Source organism: Polaribacter sp. SA4-12 (genome assembly GCF_002163675.1).
Taxonomy (GTDB): domain Bacteria; phylum Bacteroidota; class Bacteroidia; order Flavobacteriales; family Flavobacteriaceae; genus Polaribacter.
The window spans coordinates 2,684,890-2,703,621 of record NZ_CP019334.1 but is presented as its reverse complement, the minus strand read 5'-3'; the positions used below and the strand labels follow the sequence as shown (position 1 = coordinate 2,703,621).

16 protein-coding genes are annotated in these 18,732 nt (G+C 27.3%); 8 read left to right on the top strand and 8 right to left on the bottom strand.

The window, feature by feature from the left end; translation table 11 throughout:
• The first annotated feature begins 92 nt into the window (after positions 1-92).
• The 3 genes from rnr (at position 93) to tatA (ending at position 3,460) form a co-directional block, all read left to right on the top strand.
• On the top strand, positions 93-2,318 hold the full coding sequence (gene rnr / locus BTO07_RS11665; protein WP_087521398.1) for a ribonuclease R: 2,226 nt from the start codon (positions 93-95) through the stop codon (positions 2,316-2,318).
• Between the two features lie 196 nt (positions 2,319-2,514).
• Positions 2,515-3,204, top strand: a complete 690-nt coding sequence (locus tag BTO07_RS11660) for a head GIN domain-containing protein (protein WP_087521397.1) — start codon at positions 2,515-2,517, stop codon at positions 3,202-3,204.
• Positions 3,205-3,268: 64 nt separating this feature from the next.
• Entirely contained in the window at positions 3,269-3,460 is a 192-nt protein-coding gene (gene tatA, locus BTO07_RS11655; RefSeq protein ID WP_087521396.1) for a twin-arginine translocase TatA/TatE family subunit, read from the top strand.
• 435 nt (positions 3,461-3,895) lie between these two features.
• On the opposite strand, the gene BTO07_RS11650 is transcribed toward tatA, so the two are convergent.
• From BTO07_RS11650 to gltX, 5 genes are all read right to left on the bottom strand, one after another.
• Positions 3,896-4,771, bottom strand: coding sequence for a LytTR family transcriptional regulator DNA-binding domain-containing protein (locus tag BTO07_RS11650; protein WP_087521395.1), 876 nt, complete (start codon positions 4,769-4,771; stop codon positions 3,896-3,898).
• Positions 4,772-5,390: 619 nt separating this feature from the next.
• Entirely contained in the window at positions 5,391-6,233 is an 843-nt protein-coding gene (locus BTO07_RS11645; protein WP_087521394.1) for a LytR/AlgR family response regulator transcription factor, read from the bottom strand.
• Between the two features lie 134 nt (positions 6,234-6,367).
• On the bottom strand, positions 6,368-7,294 hold the full coding sequence (locus BTO07_RS11640; RefSeq protein ID WP_087521393.1) for an SPFH domain-containing protein: 927 nt from the start codon (positions 7,292-7,294) through the stop codon (positions 6,368-6,370).
• A gap of 164 nt (positions 7,295-7,458) precedes the next feature.
• Positions 7,459-7,992, bottom strand: coding sequence for a hypothetical protein (locus BTO07_RS11635; protein WP_087521392.1), 534 nt, complete (start codon positions 7,990-7,992; stop codon positions 7,459-7,461).
• A 68-nt stretch (positions 7,993-8,060) separates the two neighbouring features.
• Positions 8,061-9,581, bottom strand: coding sequence for a glutamate--tRNA ligase (gltX, locus tag BTO07_RS11630; RefSeq protein ID WP_087521391.1), 1,521 nt, complete (start codon positions 9,579-9,581; stop codon positions 8,061-8,063).
• Between the two features lie 282 nt (positions 9,582-9,863).
• Between gltX and BTO07_RS11625 the strand changes: the two genes are divergently transcribed.
• A complete protein-coding gene (locus BTO07_RS11625; protein WP_198342458.1) occupies positions 9,864-10,196 on the top strand; it encodes a hypothetical protein in 333 nt (110 codons plus the stop codon).
• A gap of 1 nt (position 10,197) precedes the next feature.
• On the opposite strand, the gene BTO07_RS11620 is transcribed toward BTO07_RS11625, so the two are convergent.
• On the bottom strand, positions 10,198-11,010 hold the full coding sequence (locus tag BTO07_RS11620; protein WP_087521389.1) for a hypothetical protein: 813 nt from the start codon (positions 11,008-11,010) through the stop codon (positions 10,198-10,200).
• A gap of 112 nt (positions 11,011-11,122) precedes the next feature.
• Here BTO07_RS11620 and BTO07_RS11615 point away from each other — a divergent pair, with 112 nt between their 5' ends.
• From BTO07_RS11615 to BTO07_RS11600, 4 genes are read left to right on the top strand one after another with little or no spacing between them, the layout of a single operon-like run.
• Positions 11,123-14,512, top strand: a complete 3,390-nt coding sequence (locus tag BTO07_RS11615; protein ID WP_087521388.1) for a DUF4175 family protein — start codon at positions 11,123-11,125, stop codon at positions 14,510-14,512.
• A gap of 2 nt (positions 14,513-14,514) precedes the next feature.
• Complete coding sequence (ybeY, locus tag BTO07_RS11610) at positions 14,515-14,925, top strand: rRNA maturation RNase YbeY (protein WP_087521387.1); 411 nt, start codon at positions 14,515-14,517, stop codon at positions 14,923-14,925.
• Positions 14,926-14,974: 49 nt separating this feature from the next.
• Complete coding sequence (gene mnmG, locus BTO07_RS11605; RefSeq protein WP_087521386.1) at positions 14,975-16,852, top strand: tRNA uridine-5-carboxymethylaminomethyl(34) synthesis enzyme MnmG; 1,878 nt, start codon at positions 14,975-14,977, stop codon at positions 16,850-16,852.
• A gap of 55 nt (positions 16,853-16,907) precedes the next feature.
• Positions 16,908-17,765, top strand: a complete 858-nt coding sequence (locus tag BTO07_RS11600; RefSeq protein WP_087521385.1) for a class I SAM-dependent methyltransferase — start codon at positions 16,908-16,910, stop codon at positions 17,763-17,765.
• A gap of 143 nt (positions 17,766-17,908) precedes the next feature.
• Here the strand turns inward: BTO07_RS11600 and BTO07_RS11595 are convergent, their stop codons facing one another.
• Both BTO07_RS11595 and BTO07_RS11590 read right to left on the bottom strand, forming a co-directional pair.
• The gene (locus BTO07_RS11595; RefSeq protein ID WP_087521384.1) at positions 17,909-18,307 is read right to left on the bottom strand and encodes a DoxX family membrane protein; all 399 of its coding nucleotides are present in this window, start codon (positions 18,305-18,307) and stop codon (positions 17,909-17,911) included.
• A gap of 12 nt (positions 18,308-18,319) precedes the next feature.
• The gene (locus BTO07_RS11590; protein WP_087521383.1) at positions 18,320-18,697 is read right to left on the bottom strand and encodes a hypothetical protein; all 378 of its coding nucleotides are present in this window, start codon (positions 18,695-18,697) and stop codon (positions 18,320-18,322) included.
• Positions 18,698-18,732 lie beyond the last annotated feature (35 nt).

The window sequence follows — 18,732 nt, the reverse complement described above, 5'->3', positions numbered from 1 at the left end:
CAAAATACAATAATAGATTGATAACTATAATTTAATAGACTATCACAGTAAATAATTGTAAATTGGTATCATATAATAAGAAGTAAGAATTAATGACAAAAAAGAAGAAAAAAATATATAAAAAGAAAGGGAATGTTGTAAAAGACTTAACTAGAAATATATTTAGAGTTTTAAAAGAAGACAGCGAAAAAAGTTTTAACCATAAACAAATTGCTGCAAAATTAAAGATTTCTGATACTGATGGTAAAACACAAATAGTAAAGAAATTAGCAGAATTAGCTGCAACAAAACAAATTAAAGAAGTAGCAACAGGTAAGTTTCAAGTAAATGTTGATAAAAAATACGCTATTGGTGTATTAGATGTCACATCTACAGGAAATGGATATTTTGTTTCTGATGATTATGAAGATGATATTTTTATTCCGAATGTTAATCTTGGTAAAGGTTTACATAACGATACTGTAAAAGCATACGTTTATAAAAAACGTAGTGGAAATAAATATGAAGCAGATGTTGTTGAAATTATTGAGCGTGCAAAAACAGAATTTGTAGGTGTTTTACAAAAGAATAAGAATAAAAATTTCGGTTTTGTAGTTCCTGATAGTAATAAAATGTACGCAGATATTTTTGTTTCTGAAAGCAAAATGAATGGGGCAGTAGATGGAGATAAAGTACAAGCAAAATTATTGGATTGGCCTAAAAATTCTAAAAATCCATTCGGAAAAATTACTACAGTTTTAGGTAAACCAGGAGATCATAATACAGAAATGCATTCTATTTTATTAGAATATGATTTGCCTTTTGAGTTTGATCCAGAAGTAGAAAAAGAAGCTGAAAATTTATCAATAGAAATTACAGAAAAAGAAATTTCTAAGCGTAGAGATATGCGTAAAGATTTAACTTTTACGATAGATCCAAAAGATGCAAAAGATTTTGATGATGCTTTATCATTTACAAAATTAGAAAATGGGAATTACGAAATAGGAATTCATATTGCAGATGTTTCGCATTATTTAGAACCTAAAACTATTTTAGATGATGAAGCTTATAAAAGAGCAACATCTGTTTATTTAGTAGATAGAGTAGTACCAATGTTACCAGAAATGTTAAGTAACGGAGTTTGTTCTTTAAGACCAAATGAAGAAAAATTAACTTTTTCTGCTGTGTTTGAATTGAATGAAAAAGCACAACTTGTAAACCAATGGTTTGGTAGAACTGTAACCTATTCAGATCAACGTTTTGCATATGAAGAAGCACAATCTATTATAGAAAACGTAAAATTATCTGATGATGTTCAGCCTTACGTAATGCCAGAGGATATTTCTATTATCGATAAAGAATACACAGTAACTCCAGAAATTGTAGAAGCTACTTTAAAATTAGATGAATTGGCTAAAATTCTTCGTAAAAAAAGAATGAAAGATGGCGCAATTTCTTTTGATAGAGTAGAGGTAAAGTTTAATTTAGATGAAGAAGCAAACCCAGTTGGTGTTTTCTTTAAGGAATCTAAAGATGCTAATAAATTAATTGAAGAATTTATGTTATTAGCAAATAGAAAAGTTGCTGAATACATTGGTTTTTCTAAAGGAAAAGCAACAAACAGAACGTTTATTTATAGAATTCATGATGAACCAGATGTTGAAAAATTAGCTTCTTTACAAAACATGATTAGTAAATTTGGATATAAAATTAATACGGATACAAAAGAGTCTACTTCAGATTCTTTAAATAAGTTGTTAAGTGATGTTCATGGTAAAGCAGAATCTAATATGATTGAAACTCTAACGATTAGAACAATGTCTAAAGCAAAATATACGACTCAAAATATTGGTCATTATGGTTTAGCTTTTGATTATTATAGTCATTTTACGTCACCTATTAGACGTTATCCAGATGTAATGACACATAGATTGCTTCAATATTATTTAGATGGCGGAGACGCACCTAAAGCACTTCCTTATGAAGAAAAGTGTAAACATTCTTCAAATAGAGAAGAATTAGCTTCTAAAGCAGAAAGATCATCAATTAAGTACATGCAAATTAAATACATGCAAGATCATAAAGATGAAGAATTTGAAGGTGTAATAACAGGAGTTACAGAATGGGGAATTTATGTAGAAATTTCTTCTAATAAATGTGAAGGAATGGTTAGAATTAGAGACATAAAAAGTGATTATTATGTTTTTGATGAAAAACAATATGCTATTGTTGGTCAATCTTCTAAGAAGCTATATCAATTAGGAGATGATGTTAAAGTAAAAGTTAAAAATACAGATTTAGAAAGAAAGCATTTAGATTTTACTTTAATAGAAAAATAATATTCTACGTTTCTACGTTTAATATTTTATAAAAATTATCATTCCCGCGAAAGCGGGAATTTAAGTATTAAATAATTTTGAAAATATTTTAATACTTAAATAATAATAAAGGACACTTTTACCACAATAAAAACCTTAAAAAGTCTTTATAGTGGTATAATTATTGATTTAAATATTGTAATCAAATTTTAAAATGATGAAAAAAATAATTTTTATTTGTGCTATAATGTTAAGTTATATAACATTTTCACAAACAGTTGTAACTAAAAATCTAGGAGATTATACTACTTTAAAAGTTTATAATGGAATAGAGGTAGAGCTAGTTAAATCTGAAGAACAGAAATTAGAAATTACTGGAGAAAAATCTGAAATGGTTAAAATTAAGAATGTAAATAACACCTTAAAATTATCGTTACCTTTTTCTTTAAAACCAGAAAATAATGCAGCAGATGGTAAAGTTTTAATAAAACTATATTACAATAAAAACATTGCTATAATTGATGGTAATGAAGGTGCTACTATTACAGGTAAAGATTTTAATCAAGATAAATTAGAAGTAAATGCACAAGAAAGAGCTTTTATCAATCTAACATCAAAAGTTAAATATTTGATAGTAAAAACTACTTCAGGCGGAATTGTAAAATTAACTGGTACAACAGAAAATCAGGAAGTAGATGTAGATTTATATGGTATTTACAATGGTTTCGGATTGCAAACTACCGGTAACTCAACAGTAAAAGCTGGTACTGGCGCTAAAGCAGAAATTTTAGCAGGTCAAACTTTAAGTGCTACAGTTAGTTTTGGAGGTTCTATATTTTATAAAGGAAACCCAGAAGTTGTAAAAGATAAAAAAGTAATTGGTGGTATTATTCAAAAAAGGGATTAGCTCTTTAAAAGTAATATACTGTAATAACCTTTTTTGTATATTTGTGCTATTAAAATAAAAAACAATGAACAGTTTAGCTATATATTTTGGATTTATTGGTGGCCCACAAGTTATCATTATTTTAGTAGTCGTTTTATTATTATTTGGTGGAAGAAAAATACCAGAATTAATGAAAGGATTAGGAAGTGGAATTAAGGAGTTTAAAAATGCTTCTAAAGAAGAAGATACTGATGATAAAATAGAAGATAAAAAGTAATTTTAATAGTACTTTTAAAATATAAAAAAGCTCAACTTGTTTAAACAAGTTGAGCTTTTTAGTTTATAAAATATTTTTTATTACTGCATTCTAAATGATGATTAGCTGAATAGCTATTTTTATTACTATTTGTTTTAAATAAAAACTATAAGTAATAAAATGATAAGGTAATTAAAAAAGAAGTTTTAAAAAGCTTGTAAATAAGTAATGGAACATAAAGAGCATAAAATAAGAAATTTTAATGTTTACTTTTAAAACATAAAAAAAGCTCAATTTGAATTAACAAGTTGAGCTTCTAGTTTGTAAAATTAAAAATATCCCCCAACATTTTTAACTTTTTTTTCATTAAGACAAATATAGGTTTCAAAAATGATACTATTTAATTTTTGTTGCAAACAGGAAGTATTTTGGGGTATTTGGGATAAATGGGAATGTTTAACGTATTAATTTTTGTAAAGATTCTCTAGAAAAACTTCTTGATACGGGTATATCAATAGTTATAAAATCTGATTTTAATAAATATCCTCTCGCATTTCCAGAAATATCATTTATAATATTAATATTTACAATATAACTTTTATGACATCTAATTATATAAGAATACTCTTTTAATTCGATAGCAATTTTAGTTAAAGTAACTCTTAAAATTTTTTCTTTTAAATCCCCTTCATTTTTTAAAAAGAAACTCGCATAGTTTCCTTGAGATGTAACGTACACTAAATTATCTATATGAAAAGTAATACTTTCTTTTCCGTTATCAGAATGAATACTAACTTCTTTATTTAGTTTTTTTGAAGTATCAATTTCATTTTTTCTATTAATTTCTTTAATTTCAAATACTCTTTTTTCTCTTCTTTCTCTCACATTCTTCTCATTTATAAAAATAAAGAAGGTTAGTGGAATTAAACTAACTAAAAACGTATAAAATAGAAATTGTAACAGCGTTATTTTTCTAAAATTATAAGGTGCTTTATACATTTCTCCAAAATACCATAAAAGAATTCCTATAAAGGTAATACCTATTGCCATTAAGAAAAGGTTTCTACCAATAGTCCAATTATCTTCATTAAAATATTCTTTAAAAATAAGTGCAGGAAAGTATAAAATAATAAAAGTTGCTAAAAAAGCTATAATACCTATTCCTAAAGTATATTCTAAAATAATAAGATCTAATTCAATGAGGTAAAAAGGTCTAAAAACATATAAAAAAAGAAATAAAAATAAGCCATGAAACAAACTCATTTTTAGTTTAAATTTTATTGTAGGGTTAAAGTAATAAGGCTTTGAGAGCCAAGAAATAATACTCTTCATATAAACTTATAATTGTAAAATAAACGGATTAAATCTTTTAGTTCTTTTTGTATTAATTTCTATATAAATAAGTACTGTTAAAAAACTTTTTTGTATTTCCTTAAATTGAATTTTGAATATAATATTTATAGCATCTTATAATAAGATCATTTCCTTTTAAACCAGAAATATTATTTATTTCTAATATTAGAACTTTTTATAAGACTAATATAATTTCATTGTGAAGATATATAAATTATACTATTTATTTTAAAGTCATGATATATTTTGAATATTTTACTATCTATAGATACTAAAATAGTAAAAAAACAAAAGCACAAAGATATAAGATGATATAGATGAGAGTTAATAAATGGTTGTCTTTATTAGTTACTTAAATTCTATTGTTCTATAAGTGTTTAAAAGTTCTTAAAATATAATTCTAAAGAAAAGAAGTAAAGTATTTTATAATAAAAAAGCTCAATTTGTATTTAACAAATTGAGCTTTACTTTTAAATTAAAAATCCCCCAACTTTTAACTTAAAATGTATCGTATTCAAATTTATTAAAACTATTCTTATTGTAATACTAATTTTAGTAAAAGGGCTGTATTACAAGGTTTGGGGTAAATGGGAAGCTTTTAGTCGACTATTTTTTCTAAGTATTCTTTATTGAATTTTCTAGAAACAGGTATTAGATTTTCTATTTGATTCGTTTTTAAAAAATATCCTCTTGCGTTTCCAGAAATAGAATCTATATAATTTGTATTTATAATATAAGATTTATGGCATCTAATAAAATTTGGGTAATCGCTTATTTGATTAATAATATTTGATAAAGTATTCCTTAAAACTAATTCTTTTATACCTTCTTGTGTATTTATATAGAAACTTACATAATTACCAGTTATTGAGGTGTAAATTAATTCATTAATATTAATAACTATGCTTTCCTTTTTACCTTCAGAATAAATAGTTAATTTTTCTTTTATAATTTGATTATTTTTTTCAACTCTTATGTTATGTATCTTATTTTTAAGTTTGATTATTTTATCATTTAAAACAAAAAACAACAGCATAGAAAAAATTGAAATAATAGATGTATATCTATAAAAAAGGGTAAAGGATAATTTTTTTTTATACCCTTTTAAATCTTTGTAAAATCCACTAGAATACCATAAAACAAGACTATAGATAAGAATACAAAAAAAGCATAATATTAATATATTAGAATAATTCCATTTTTTGTAATTTACTTTTTTTAAAATAACAAATATTAAATAAGGAGTTACGATAGATTGAATTCCCATTAATATGGAGTATCCAAAAAAATATTCATTTAAAAGATCTAATTTAAATGGTTTAAATAGATTTAAAAAAGCAAAAATAAATAAACCATGAGATACACTTAATTGTACCTTATTAGAAATAAAAGGTTGAATTTTAAAAGGCTTTATTAAAAAGTATTTTATGTAATTAAACAAGATTTTAATTTTTGAGCGAAAATAAAAAAAAATATTATTTTAAATCATTAATAAAAAATCTAATTTATATTACAAAAAGAGAAGTAATAAATGAATCTTTATTACTTCTCTTTTTGTAAAAAGGTACTGTTATTTTATTCACTTTTCTTCTTAGCCTTTAAGTTCTTCATAGACTCCCCAACTTGATTTGTAGCTGCAAAGCTTGCTACCATATCAGTTAACATAGAACTTGCTGCATTTGGGTTATTAGGTAGTAAAATTAAGTTACTATTAGTATCTGCACCAATAGCTTGCAAAGTATCATAATGTTGGGTAACTACAATTAGTGCTGATGCTTCTTGGCTATTTATACCTGCTCTATTTAATACCACCATAGATTCTTCTAAACCACGTGCAATTTCTCTACGTTGGTCTGCAATACCTTTACCTTGTAAACGTTTACTTTCTGCTTCTGCTTTTGCACGTTCTACAATTAAAATACGTTGTGCATCTCCTTCATATTGTGCAGCTGTTTTTTCTCTATCTGCTGCATTAATTCTGTTCATTGCTTCTTTTACTTGAGCATCTGGATCAATATCTGTTACTAAAGTTTTAATTATGTCATATCCGTAACTAGACATTGCTTCATTTAATTCTAGTTTTACAGCAATTGCAATATCATCTTTCTTAACAAAGACATCATCTAATTTCATTTTTGGTACTTCTGCTCTTACAACATCAAAAACATAAGAAGTAATTTGATCATGAGGATAATCTAACTTATAAAAAGCGTCATATACCTTGTCTTTAATTACCTTAAATTGTACAGAAACTTTCAACTTTACAAATACATCATCTAAAGTTTTTGTTTCAATAATTACGTCTAACTGCTGAATTTTTAAACTTATTCTTCCTGCAACTTTATCTATTAAAGGTATTTTTAAATGTAAACCAGATTGACGAATAACTTTAAACTTTCCAAAACGTTCTAAAATTGCAGCTGTTTGCTGTTTCACAGTGAAAAAGGAAGCAAATAAGACTAATAAGCCTAGTACTATTACTATAATTAATATTGGGTTCATAATTAAATTTTTCTTTTAAATTAATAATTGATTTATGTAAAGATACTGAATTTCAGTAGTTATTTATTAGACGCATATTTATAAATATGTTACATTTTAAAATGAAGAAAACCCTGCAAAAAAATATTTTTACAGGGTTTTTAATTTGGTTTGTAGATTTGTTATTATTCTTTTGGAAAAACTTTGTAAATCTTTCTATTATACTTAATCCACTTTTTATATTGCTTTTCAGAAAGTAACTCTTTCATCGTTGAATTTAATTTTAGATCTTCTACCTTAAGTGTTTCAAAAATTGGTTTTAGGTTTTCACCCATCCTTTTCTGTACCTTTTTTTGATTTGAAAAATCACCACTTTCTCTAGATGATTTCTGAAAGTTTTCAATCATATCTTTCGTACTTCTTAGTAAAAAAGAATTAATTCTAGTAATGTCTTTTATATCTTTATTATACTTAGTTAACACTTTAGAAAATTCTTTTCCTTCTTTAGATGATAACTTTATACTCGATTTTTTTGCAGCTTTTTTAATATCATAAATAACAATTCCAATATATCTTTCTACATTAAAATTTGGTTTAGGAGCTTCTTGTTGCGTTTGTCCCATTTGACTTTGACGCTGGCTTCTACTATTTCTATTACCATATTGGGCTTGTGCAGTAAAAGCACAGCCTAAAATTAAAATTAAAATTATTTTTTTCATGATTAAATTTTTGTTCCTATGATTTCTGCAAGATATTAAAAACTTAATTGGAATATATCTTTAAAAAATTACAGTTTTTCAATTGCGTTTTTAAGTCTATTAATAGTTTCTTTTTTACCAATCATTGCTATGATATCAAATAAATGAGGACCCGCTAATTTACCTACTAAACTTAAACGTAAAGGTTGCATTACTTTACCAAAACCAATTTCTTTAGCAGTAATCCATTCTTTAATTTCTTTCTCTGTATTTTCTGATGAAAAATCTTGAATATTTTCTATAATGTCAATTAATTCTGTCATTAAATCAGGAGTTCCTTCTTTCCAGTTTTTTTTAGAAGCTTTTGCGTCATACTCTGTTGGAGTTTCAAAAAAGAAACTAGATAATTCCCAGAAATCTTTTACAAAAACAGCTCTTTCTTTTATTGCAGAAACTACTTTTAAAACAAAATCTTTGTCTTTAGAAATTCCTTTTTCTTCTAAAATAGGAATAAATAAATCAGTTAATTCTGCATTATCTTTAGTTTGCATATATTGTTGATTGAACCAACTTGCTTTTTCTGGACTAAATTTTGCTCCAGATTTGCTAACTCTTTTTAGATCAAAATTTTCTACTAAATCTTCTAAAGAGAATATTTCTTGTTCTGTTCCAGGATTCCATCCTAAGAAAGCCAACATGTTAATAAAGGCATCAGAAAAATATCCATCTTCTTTATAACCACGAGAAACATCACCAGAAACTTCATTTGTATATTCTAATGGAAACACTGGGAAACCTAATTTATCTCCATCACGTTTACTTAATTTTCCTTTACCAACTGGTTTTAAAATTAATGGTAAATGTGCAAATTTAGGAGCATCCCAACCAAAAGCTCTGTACAATAAAACATGTAAAGGCATAGAAGGTAACCATTCTTCACCACGAATTACGTGAGAAATTTCCATTAAATGATCATCAACAATATTTGCTAAATGATAGGTTGGCATTCCATCACCTTTAAATAAAATTTTATCATCTAAAGTATTGGTATCAATTCTAATATTTCCACGGATTTCATCATCCATACGAAGTAATTCATCTTGTGGAGTTTTAAAACGAATTACATAATTTTCGCCAGAATTAATTCTGTTTTGTACTTCTTCATCAGTTAAAACTAAAGAATTTACCAAACGTCCTTTTTCTCTATTATGCCAATTGTAGATAAAGGTTTTTCCTTCTGCTTCATGACCTTTTCTTTCAGCATCTAAAGCTTCAGCAGAATCAAAACAATAATATGCCCAACCTGTTTCTATTAATTGATTAGCATATTTTTTATATAAATCTTTACGTTCTGATTGTCTGTAAGGACCAAATTTTTCGTTCTTTCCTGGACCTTCATCAAAAGGAATATTACACCATTCTAAAGCGTCTATAATATATTGTTCTGCATTTGCAACATAACGTGTTTGGTCTGTGTCTTCTATTCTTAAGACAAAAGTTCCATTATATTTTTTTGCAAATAAATAATTAAATAAAGCTGTTCTTACACCTCCAATATGTAAAGGTCCTGTAGGACTAGGTGCAAAACGAACGCGAACATTAGATTCCATTTTTTCTGTTTTTTTGATGGCGCAAAGATAGTTTTTATAATAGAAAATAGAGAAAAGAAAAATGACTTGTTTTTTAGGTGTTTTTAGTATTTTTATAAAATGAAAATGAAAAGGCATTGTGATTTATGCGATCATCAAAAGCTAAGTTTAAAAGAAGGTAGTTTATGTGGTTTAACAAATAAGAAACCAAGCTTTCATAGAACTTGTGTAAAAATTGATTTTAATAAAATCTTAATAAGCTTATTGGAAGATCTTCATATAAACTTTGAAGATCAGAAAAATATGAAAAAAAAATCAGCAACAAATTTTATTATAAAACCAATACTTGGTGTTGTTGTTATTTTGATAGGATATTATTTATGGCAATTTATTTGGAGTGTTGGATATATTGCTTTTATACCAGCAGCAATTATTGCAATGGGAGCTTATTTAATAAGAAACCCTTTTACGCAAAGAAAACTTTTTTATATTCAAATTAGAAAAATAGAAAATGAACTTTTTGAAATTGAAGAGGTTTTAAAAATGTATCATGTTTCTTATACTACTAAAGTTACTTTTAGTAAAGAAATTCATGGAACTCAAGAAGCAAAAGCCAATATTAAAATTTCAAAATAATTTAAAACTTCTTATAAACTCCAAAAGATAAAGCGACTTGTTTTGCAACATTATTTCCAAAAAATGCAGCTGGTAAACTTGCTGTAACTCCAAAATTGTCTGAGAATTCTCCAATTGCTTTTACACCAACAACACCATATTCTTGATCGTTTACATACAAACCTGTTGCTAAATTTGAAGCAGGTAAATCAATATCACCATTTTTAAATGATTTTTCGATATCTAGAAAACCAACTAACCAAATATTTTTAGAAATTTTACTTCCATATTCTCCACCAATTTTAAAGTTAGAAGAGTAGTTATTTGTTCTAATTTTAGATCCAACAAATGTTTGTAAATACGATTTTCCAAAACTTTTTCCAGCTAAGAATAGGGGAGTAAAAGTATATGCATCATAACCAGTTCTTATTCCTGATTCTGTATCAAAAGAAGCTGTATTTGCTTCAACAGAAAATTGCCCAGAAACCAACCAATTTTTTTTATAAAAATTATGTTTTAAACCAATTTCTATGTTTCCTAAAGAAGTATTACTATGTTCATTAGTGTTATTTTGATCAAAAGAAATCAATTTTAAAGGTAAATTTACAATTAAAGTTGTTTTGTCTGATACACCATATTCTCCATAAAATTGAAGTGTATTGTCAGAGATTTTTCCATTAATTTCAATTTCTGGGTCGCCAAATAAAGTATCATAACTTGGTATTGTAGTAAATGATAATTGCGTATAAAACTTTCCTTTTTCTTGCGTCCAAGGACCTTGTGAAAAAGCTGAAATACTTACTAATAAAATTAAAAGTTTGGCTATTTGTTTCATCTTTTTAGAATTTTAATCTTTAGTTGCAGTAATTTCTAAATACTTACAAAAATCGTTTTAACAATTATTTGATTGTGTATCAATGTAAAAATAGTATTTTTAAAAGTTAATTATGGATGGATTTAAAAATATTGAACAAAAATTACATCAATTTACACGAAAATATTACACGAGTGAATTGATAAAAGGAGGAATTTTATTTCTGTCTTTAGGATTTTTGTATTTCTTTTTTACTTTATTTTTAGAGTACTTTTTGTGGCTAAAACCTACAGCAAGAACCATTTTATTTTGGTTGTTTTTAGTTGTTGAATTATTTCTATTGATTCGTTTTATTGCCATTCCTATTTTTAAGTTGATAGGTTTAAGAAAAGGAATTACCAATGAACAATCTTCAAAAATTATTGGTAGTCATTTTCCAGAAGTTCAAGATAAATTACTGAATGTTTTGCAATTAAAACAAAACACTAATCAATCAGATTTATTATTAGCAAGTATCGATCAAAAAGCAGCAGAATTACAACCAATTCCGTTTTTAAAAGCAGTAGATTTTAATCAAAATAAAAAGTATTTAAAATATGCGATAATTCCTGTTTTAATTTGGTTAACTATTTTATTTACAGGTAATAACGGTGCAATTACCCAAAGTTTAGATCGTGTTGTAAATCATAATACTGCGTATAATCCTCCAGCTCCATTTTTGTTTTCTATTGCAAATTCTAAGTTAGAAGTTATACAAGGTAAATCTATTGCAATTTTGGTAAATGTAGCAGGAAAAGTGTTGCCAAGTGAAGCGAAGATCCATTTTGATAATCAAGAATATTATTTACAGAATAATAGTAATGGAACCTTTTCTTACACGTTTTCTGATGTTCAAAAACCTATTGATTTCTTTATTGAAGCAAACGGAATTCAATCTCAAGATTATTTAATTGAAGTTATTAACACACCAACAATTCATAATATTTCTTTAGATATTAATTATCCTAGATATTTAGGAAAGAGAAATGAAACGATTAAAAATTCTGGAAATATTGTTGTTCCTGAAGGAACTAGAATTACTTGGAACGTAATTGCGAATCAAACCGATTCAGTGGCTTTTATCAACAATAAAAAAAGAGATTTTTTTGAATCTGTTTCTGATGATAATTTCAAATATTCAAAAAGAATTCAAAATGCACTCAATTATCAAATTGCATCATCAAACAAAAAATTAAAAGATTTTGAAAATTTACAGTTTTCTGTGGATGTTGTAAAAGATGAATCTCCAACAATTTCTGTGCAATCTAATATTGATAGTATTTCTCGTGGAACAGCTCAATTTGCTGGTCAGATTTCTGATGATAATGGAATTCGAAAATTGCAGATTGTTTATTACGATGATGGAAATCCACAAGATCAAAATACGTTTGATTTAGAAATTACAAAAGAGAACATTCAAACATTCTTTTATCAATTTCCTGAAGGATTAAATTTGATAGAAGGAATTAATTATGAATTGTATTTTCAGGTTTTTGATAACGATGCTGTCAACGGAAGTAAAAAAGCAAAAAGTAAAGTTTTTAATTATCGACAAAAAACAGCAGAAGAGGTTGATCAAGAATTATTGCAAGAGCAAAGAAATACAATTAATAATATTGAAAACTCTATTCAGAAACAGCAAAAACAAAATAAGGATTTAGAAAAAGTCCAGAAAGAGTTACAAGGGAAGAAGAAGATTAATTGGAATGATAAAAAGAAGATTCAGAAGTTTGTAGAACGCCAGAATCAATATAATAAAATGATGCAACGACAAACAGAAAAGTTGCAAGAAAATCTTGATGAAAAGAAAGATGAAAATGAGAATCTTCAAAACAAAAAAGAAGAATTAAAAAAGAGAATAGCTGAACTTAAAAAACTGGATAAACAACAAAAGTTGTTAGATGAAATTCAGAAAATGGCTGAGAAACTAAACAAAGAAGATTTGGTAAAAAAAGCAATAGAATTAGCGCAACAAAATAAACAACAAGAAAGGAGTTTAGAACGGATTTTAGAATTGACTAAACGTTTTTATGTTGAACAAAAAACAATGCAAATTGCAAATAAAATTGAAGAACTTTCTAAAAAGCAAGAAGAGTTAGCTAATAAAAAAGAGAAAGATTTAGACGCACAAAAAGAAATAAAAAAAGAGTTTGAAGCTATAAAAAAGGAATTAGAAGAATTAAATAAAGATAACGAGAAATTAAAAGAAGCAATGGAGCTTCCTGATGTGGAAGATGAAAAAGAAGAGGTAGATGATGAGTTAAAAAAATCTGAAGAGAATCTTTCTAAAGAAGATAAATCTGATGCAAAAAAGAGTCAGAATAAATCATCTAAAAAGATGAAAGAAATGGCTGCTAAAATGCAAAAAGCCATGATGGAAATGGAAGGTGATTCTATGGAAGAGAACATGGAAGATCTGCGTAAGATTTTAGATAACTTGGTTGTTTTTTCTTTTAAGCAAGAAACGTTAATGAATAAGTTTAATGAGACTTCAACGTCTCATCCAGATTTTGGAAAAGACTTGAAGAAGCAAAATCAGCTAAAAACTTATTTTGAACATATAGATGATAGTTTGTATGTTTTGTCTATGCGTTTGCCTAAAATATCAGCAAAAATTAAAGACGATTTATCTACAACGCACTATAATTTAGATTTGTCTTTAGATAATTTTTCTGAGAATCGTTTTCCAAATGGAGTTTCAAATCAACGTTATGTTATGACTTCTGTTAATAGTTTAGCAGATTATTTAAGCAACATTTTAAACAATATGAAAAACTCTATGTCCATGAAAATGGGGAAAGGGAAGAAAGGTAAAGGAAAGGGGTTTAGTTTACCAGATTTAATTAAAAAGCAAGGTGAATTGTCTGAGAAAATGAAGAAGGGAATGAAACCTGGTCAAAAGCCTGGTGATAAACAAGGTGATGGAAAAGACGGTAAAAAAGGAGAAAAGGGAAAAAAACCTGGAGACAAAGGAAAAGGTAAAAAAGGTAAAGGAGATAAACCTGGTGAAAGTGGTAAGAAAGGCGGAAGTGGAGAAGGAGAACCTAATGACGATTTAGACGGAGAAATTTATGAGATTTATAAACAACAAAGTTTATTAAGACAAGAATTGCAAGAGCAAATTAAGCAGTCTGAAAGTGGAGGAAATGGTGTAAACTCTGAAGCTAGAAAAGCTTTAAAGAAAATGGAAGACTTAGAAAATGAAATCTTAGAAAAAGGTTTTAATGCTGGTACACTTCAAAAAATGCAAAATCTAAACTACGAATTACTAAAATTAGACAAGGCAGCTTTAGAACAAGGAAAGGATAAAAAGCGTAAATCTAATGCTAATAAAAAGCAGTTTGATCAAAAAAATATTAAAGCGATTCAATTTAAAAAGCAGTTTTACAATCAAACCGAGATATTAAACCGACAATCATTACCTTTGCAGCAAAATTATAAAAATAAAGTCAGAGAGTATTTTTCTGATAAAAAGAAAGAGTAGGTATGGTTACTTTTAATTACGAAACATCATTTGAATTACAGGGTGAAAACCTTTTAGAATATTGGATAGATACTGTTGTCTCTGAAGAGGGTTTTAGTATTGGTGAAATCAACTATATTTTTTGTGATGATGAATATCTTCATAAGTTAAATGTTGAGTTTTTACAACATGATACGTTAACAGATGTTATTAGTTTCGATAACACTTTAGGGAAATTAATAAGTGGCGATATTTATATTTCTGTTGAAAGAGTCGAAGACAATGCTAAGGATTTTGAGGTTTCTTTTTTAGATGAATTACATAGAGTTATGATTCATGGTGTTTTGCACTATATGGGTTATAAAGATAAATCTGAAGAAGAAAAAATAAAGATGAGAAATGCAGAAAATAAAGCATTATCTGAATTTAAATAATTGATAACCAGTAAAATACACACGTGGTTTCACGTGGAACTATAATATAATGAGTTTATTTTCAACAACATACGATGTAATTGTAGTAGGTGGAGGTCACGCAGGAAGTGAAGCTGCTGCGTCTTCTGCAAATATGGGTGCACACACTTTATTGATTACAATGAATTTGCAAAATATTGCACAAATGAGTTGTAACCCTGCAATGGGTGGAATAGCAAAAGGTCAAATTGTAAGAGAGATTGATGCTTTAGGTGGTTACAGTGGAATTGTTACCGACAAGACTGCTATACAATTTAAAATGTTGAATAAATCTAAAGGACCTGCAATGTGGAGTCCAAGAGCACAATCTGACAGAATGCAGTTTGCTGAATGTTGGAGAACGATGTTAGAGCAAACAGAAAATGTAGATTTTTATCAAGATTCTGTAAACGGTTTATTGTTTGATGGCGATAAAATTATTGGTGTAAAAACAGCTTTAGGTTTAGAGATAAAATCGAAGACTGTAGTAATTACTGCGGGTACATTTTTAAATGGATTAATCCATATTGGTGATAAAAGTTTTGGAGGAGGAAGAGCAGGTGAAGGAGCTTCAACTGGAATTACAGAAGACTTAGTTGCTAAAGGTTTTGAGTCTGGAAGAATGAAAACAGGAACTCCACCAAGAGTTGATGGAAGATCTTTAGATTATTCTAAAATGATTGAACAACCTGGGGATGAAATCACAGAAAAGTTTTCTTATTTACCAATTACAAAGCCATTACAAAAACAACGTTCTTGTTGGCTTACTTATACTAATTTAGATGTGCATGATTTGTTACGTACAGGTTTCGATAGATCGCCAATGTTTAATGGTAGAATTAAATCTACAGGTCCAAGATATTGTCCTTCAATAGAAGATAAGATAGATCGTTTTGCAACTAAAGATAGACATCAAATGTTTATTGAACCAGAAGGATGGACTACTTGTGAAATGTATGTAAATGGATTTTCAACATCACTTCCAGAAGATGTTCAGGACAAAGCAATTCGTTCTGTTGCTGGTTTCGAAAACGTAAAGTTTTTAAGATATGGTTATGCTATAGAGTATGATTATTTTCCACCAACACAATTAAAACATTCTTTAGAAACGAAGAAGATTGAGAACTTGTTTTTTGCCGGACAAATTAATGGAACAACAGGTTATGAAGAAGCTGCAGCCCAAGGATTAATGGCTGGTGTAAATGCTGCTTTAAAAACACAAGGAAAAGAACCTTTTGTGCTAAAAAGAAACGAAGCTTATATTGGTGTTTTAATTGATGATTTAATAACTAAAGGTACAGAAGAGCCTTATAGAATGTTTACATCTCGTGCAGAATACAGAACGCTTTTAAGACAAGATAATGCAGATTTAAGATTAACTCCATTAGGGTTTAAATTAGGTTTGGCTTCTCAAGAAAGATTAGATCGTGTTATTCAGAAACAAGAAAAAGCAGATTTATTAATTAAGTTTTTGCAAGAAACAAGTGTGAAGAAAGAGGAGATGAATCCTATTTTAGAAGCAAAGAATTTAGCATTGATTAATCAATCTATGAAACTTTATAAAATAGCAGCAAGACCACAATTAGAATTTTCTGATTTTAAAAACGTAGAGAAATTAAATGTGTTTTTAAAGGAGAATGCTATCGATAAAGAAATGATTGAGCAAGCTGTTATTCATTTAAAATATTCAGGTTACATCGAAAAAGAAAAGAACAATGCTGATAAATTAAATAGGTTAGAGAACGTTATGATTCCTTCTAAATTTAATTATCAAAAAGTAAAATCTCTTTCTTTTGAAGCGAGAGAAAAGTTGACTAAAATACAGCCAACTTCAATATCTCAAGCTAGTAGAATTAGTGGTGTTTCTCCCAGTGACATTTCTGTTCTTTTAGTTTATATGGGAAGATAAATTAATAAAAAAATGCTGATGTTCCTCGTGGAACATTTTATAAAGAAAGAATAAAATGGGGAGAAAAAGAGAACTTCATAAAGGGTTAGAACCTTTTTTAAATTGTAAAGATTATACAGTTTCTGGAGAAACATATGAAGTAATGTTTAATCCAGATTATGATATGTTGATCACTTCACCAGTTCCTGTTGATTTAGAAAATTACTATAAAAGTGAAGATTATATTTCGCATACTGATAGTAAAAAATCAATGCTAGATAAAGTATATCAATCTGTAAAAAACTATACTTTAAAAAGAAAACTATCTTTAATTAATTCTTTTGATACTGAATCGAAAAACATTTTAGATGTAGGAGCAGGAACAGGAGATTTCTTAAAAATTTGTGCTGCTAATAATTGGAATGTTTTAGGAGTAGAACCTAGTTCTGATGCTAGAAACATTGCAAAAGAAAAAGGAGTTGTTTTAAAAGAAGATTTACTTGAAATAGAAAACCAAAAATTTGATGTAATAACACTTTGGCATGTTTTAGAACATGTAGAAATGTTATCAGATTATATTTCAAAATTAAAAGAGCTGCTTTCTGATAATGGAAGATTAGTTATTGCGGTTCCTAATCATAAAAGTTACGACGCAAAATATTATAAAGAGTTTTGGGCAGCATTTGATGTTCCAAGACATCTTTGGCATTTTTCTCAAACATCAATTCATAAAATTTTTTCTACCGAAGAAATGATTGTTGAAAAAACAATACCAATGAAATTTGATTCTTACTATGTTTCTCTTTTAAGTGAAAAATATAAAACGGGTAAAATGAATCCTGTTAAAGCTTTATATAGAGGATTTACTTCAAATTTAAAAGCGAGAACCTCTTCTGAGTATTCTTCTTTAATTTATGTGATTAAAAAGCATTAAAAACGATTTTAAAATATATTTGGTTTGATTTTAACACCTAAACTATATAAGTTATTTACTAAAATTAAAAAAGCTCTTAAAACGTCTATTTTAAGAGATTTTTTAATAAATAATATTTATAGAGTCTGTGAGTTTTATCAGTTTTAACTATTTAGCAAATAAACACCACTAAGTGTAATTATAAAATAGACACCTAGAGACATCGCTCCTGGATAATCTTTTGCGAGACGTTGACCAATTAGCATAAAAATTATACTGACCGCAGAAAGCTCTATACCCAATAAAGCAATTTCTTTTGTTTCTGATGTATAAAGTTGATAAACTCCAATAATCATTAAGATGGATGCAATTATTTCTACGATTAAAAGAATTGCTAGTAAAAAAGGAACCTTGTTTTTAAAAGGTGAATTTTGAAAATGATCTTTTATAAAATTCACATTTCCTTTCCAATCTGATATTTTTTCATATCCGGAGATCACATAAGTGATAATTAGAAAAAGTAATATGATTACTTCTGTTGGATAGTTCGAAAATAATTTCATTCTTTACTATTTTTATTTTCCGAATAATCGTTGAAAAAAGGTTTTTGACTTTTCCTTTATTTCTGTAATTTCTTCTTTTGCATCTTCAGCAAAATCTGCTAAATGTTCTGCTGCTTCACTGGCTAATTCAGAAGCATTTTCTTTTATATCTTCGAAAGCTTCTTTAGCATCCTCTGTAAACTCAGCAGCTTTTACCTTTGCAACCTCAGTGTATTCTTCTGCTTTTTCTTTTACCTTTTCAATATTTTCATCAGAAAAAGTTTCATTTATCTTTTCTTTAGCACTTTCTAATACCTCTTTCGCTTCTTCTTTTATTTCAGTAGCTTTTTCTTTTGCTTCGTCTTTAAAAGATTTTGAAGATTCTTCGTTTTTTAAATTTTCATCTAACATAATTATCTGATTATAAGGTTTTTGTATTTTGTTTT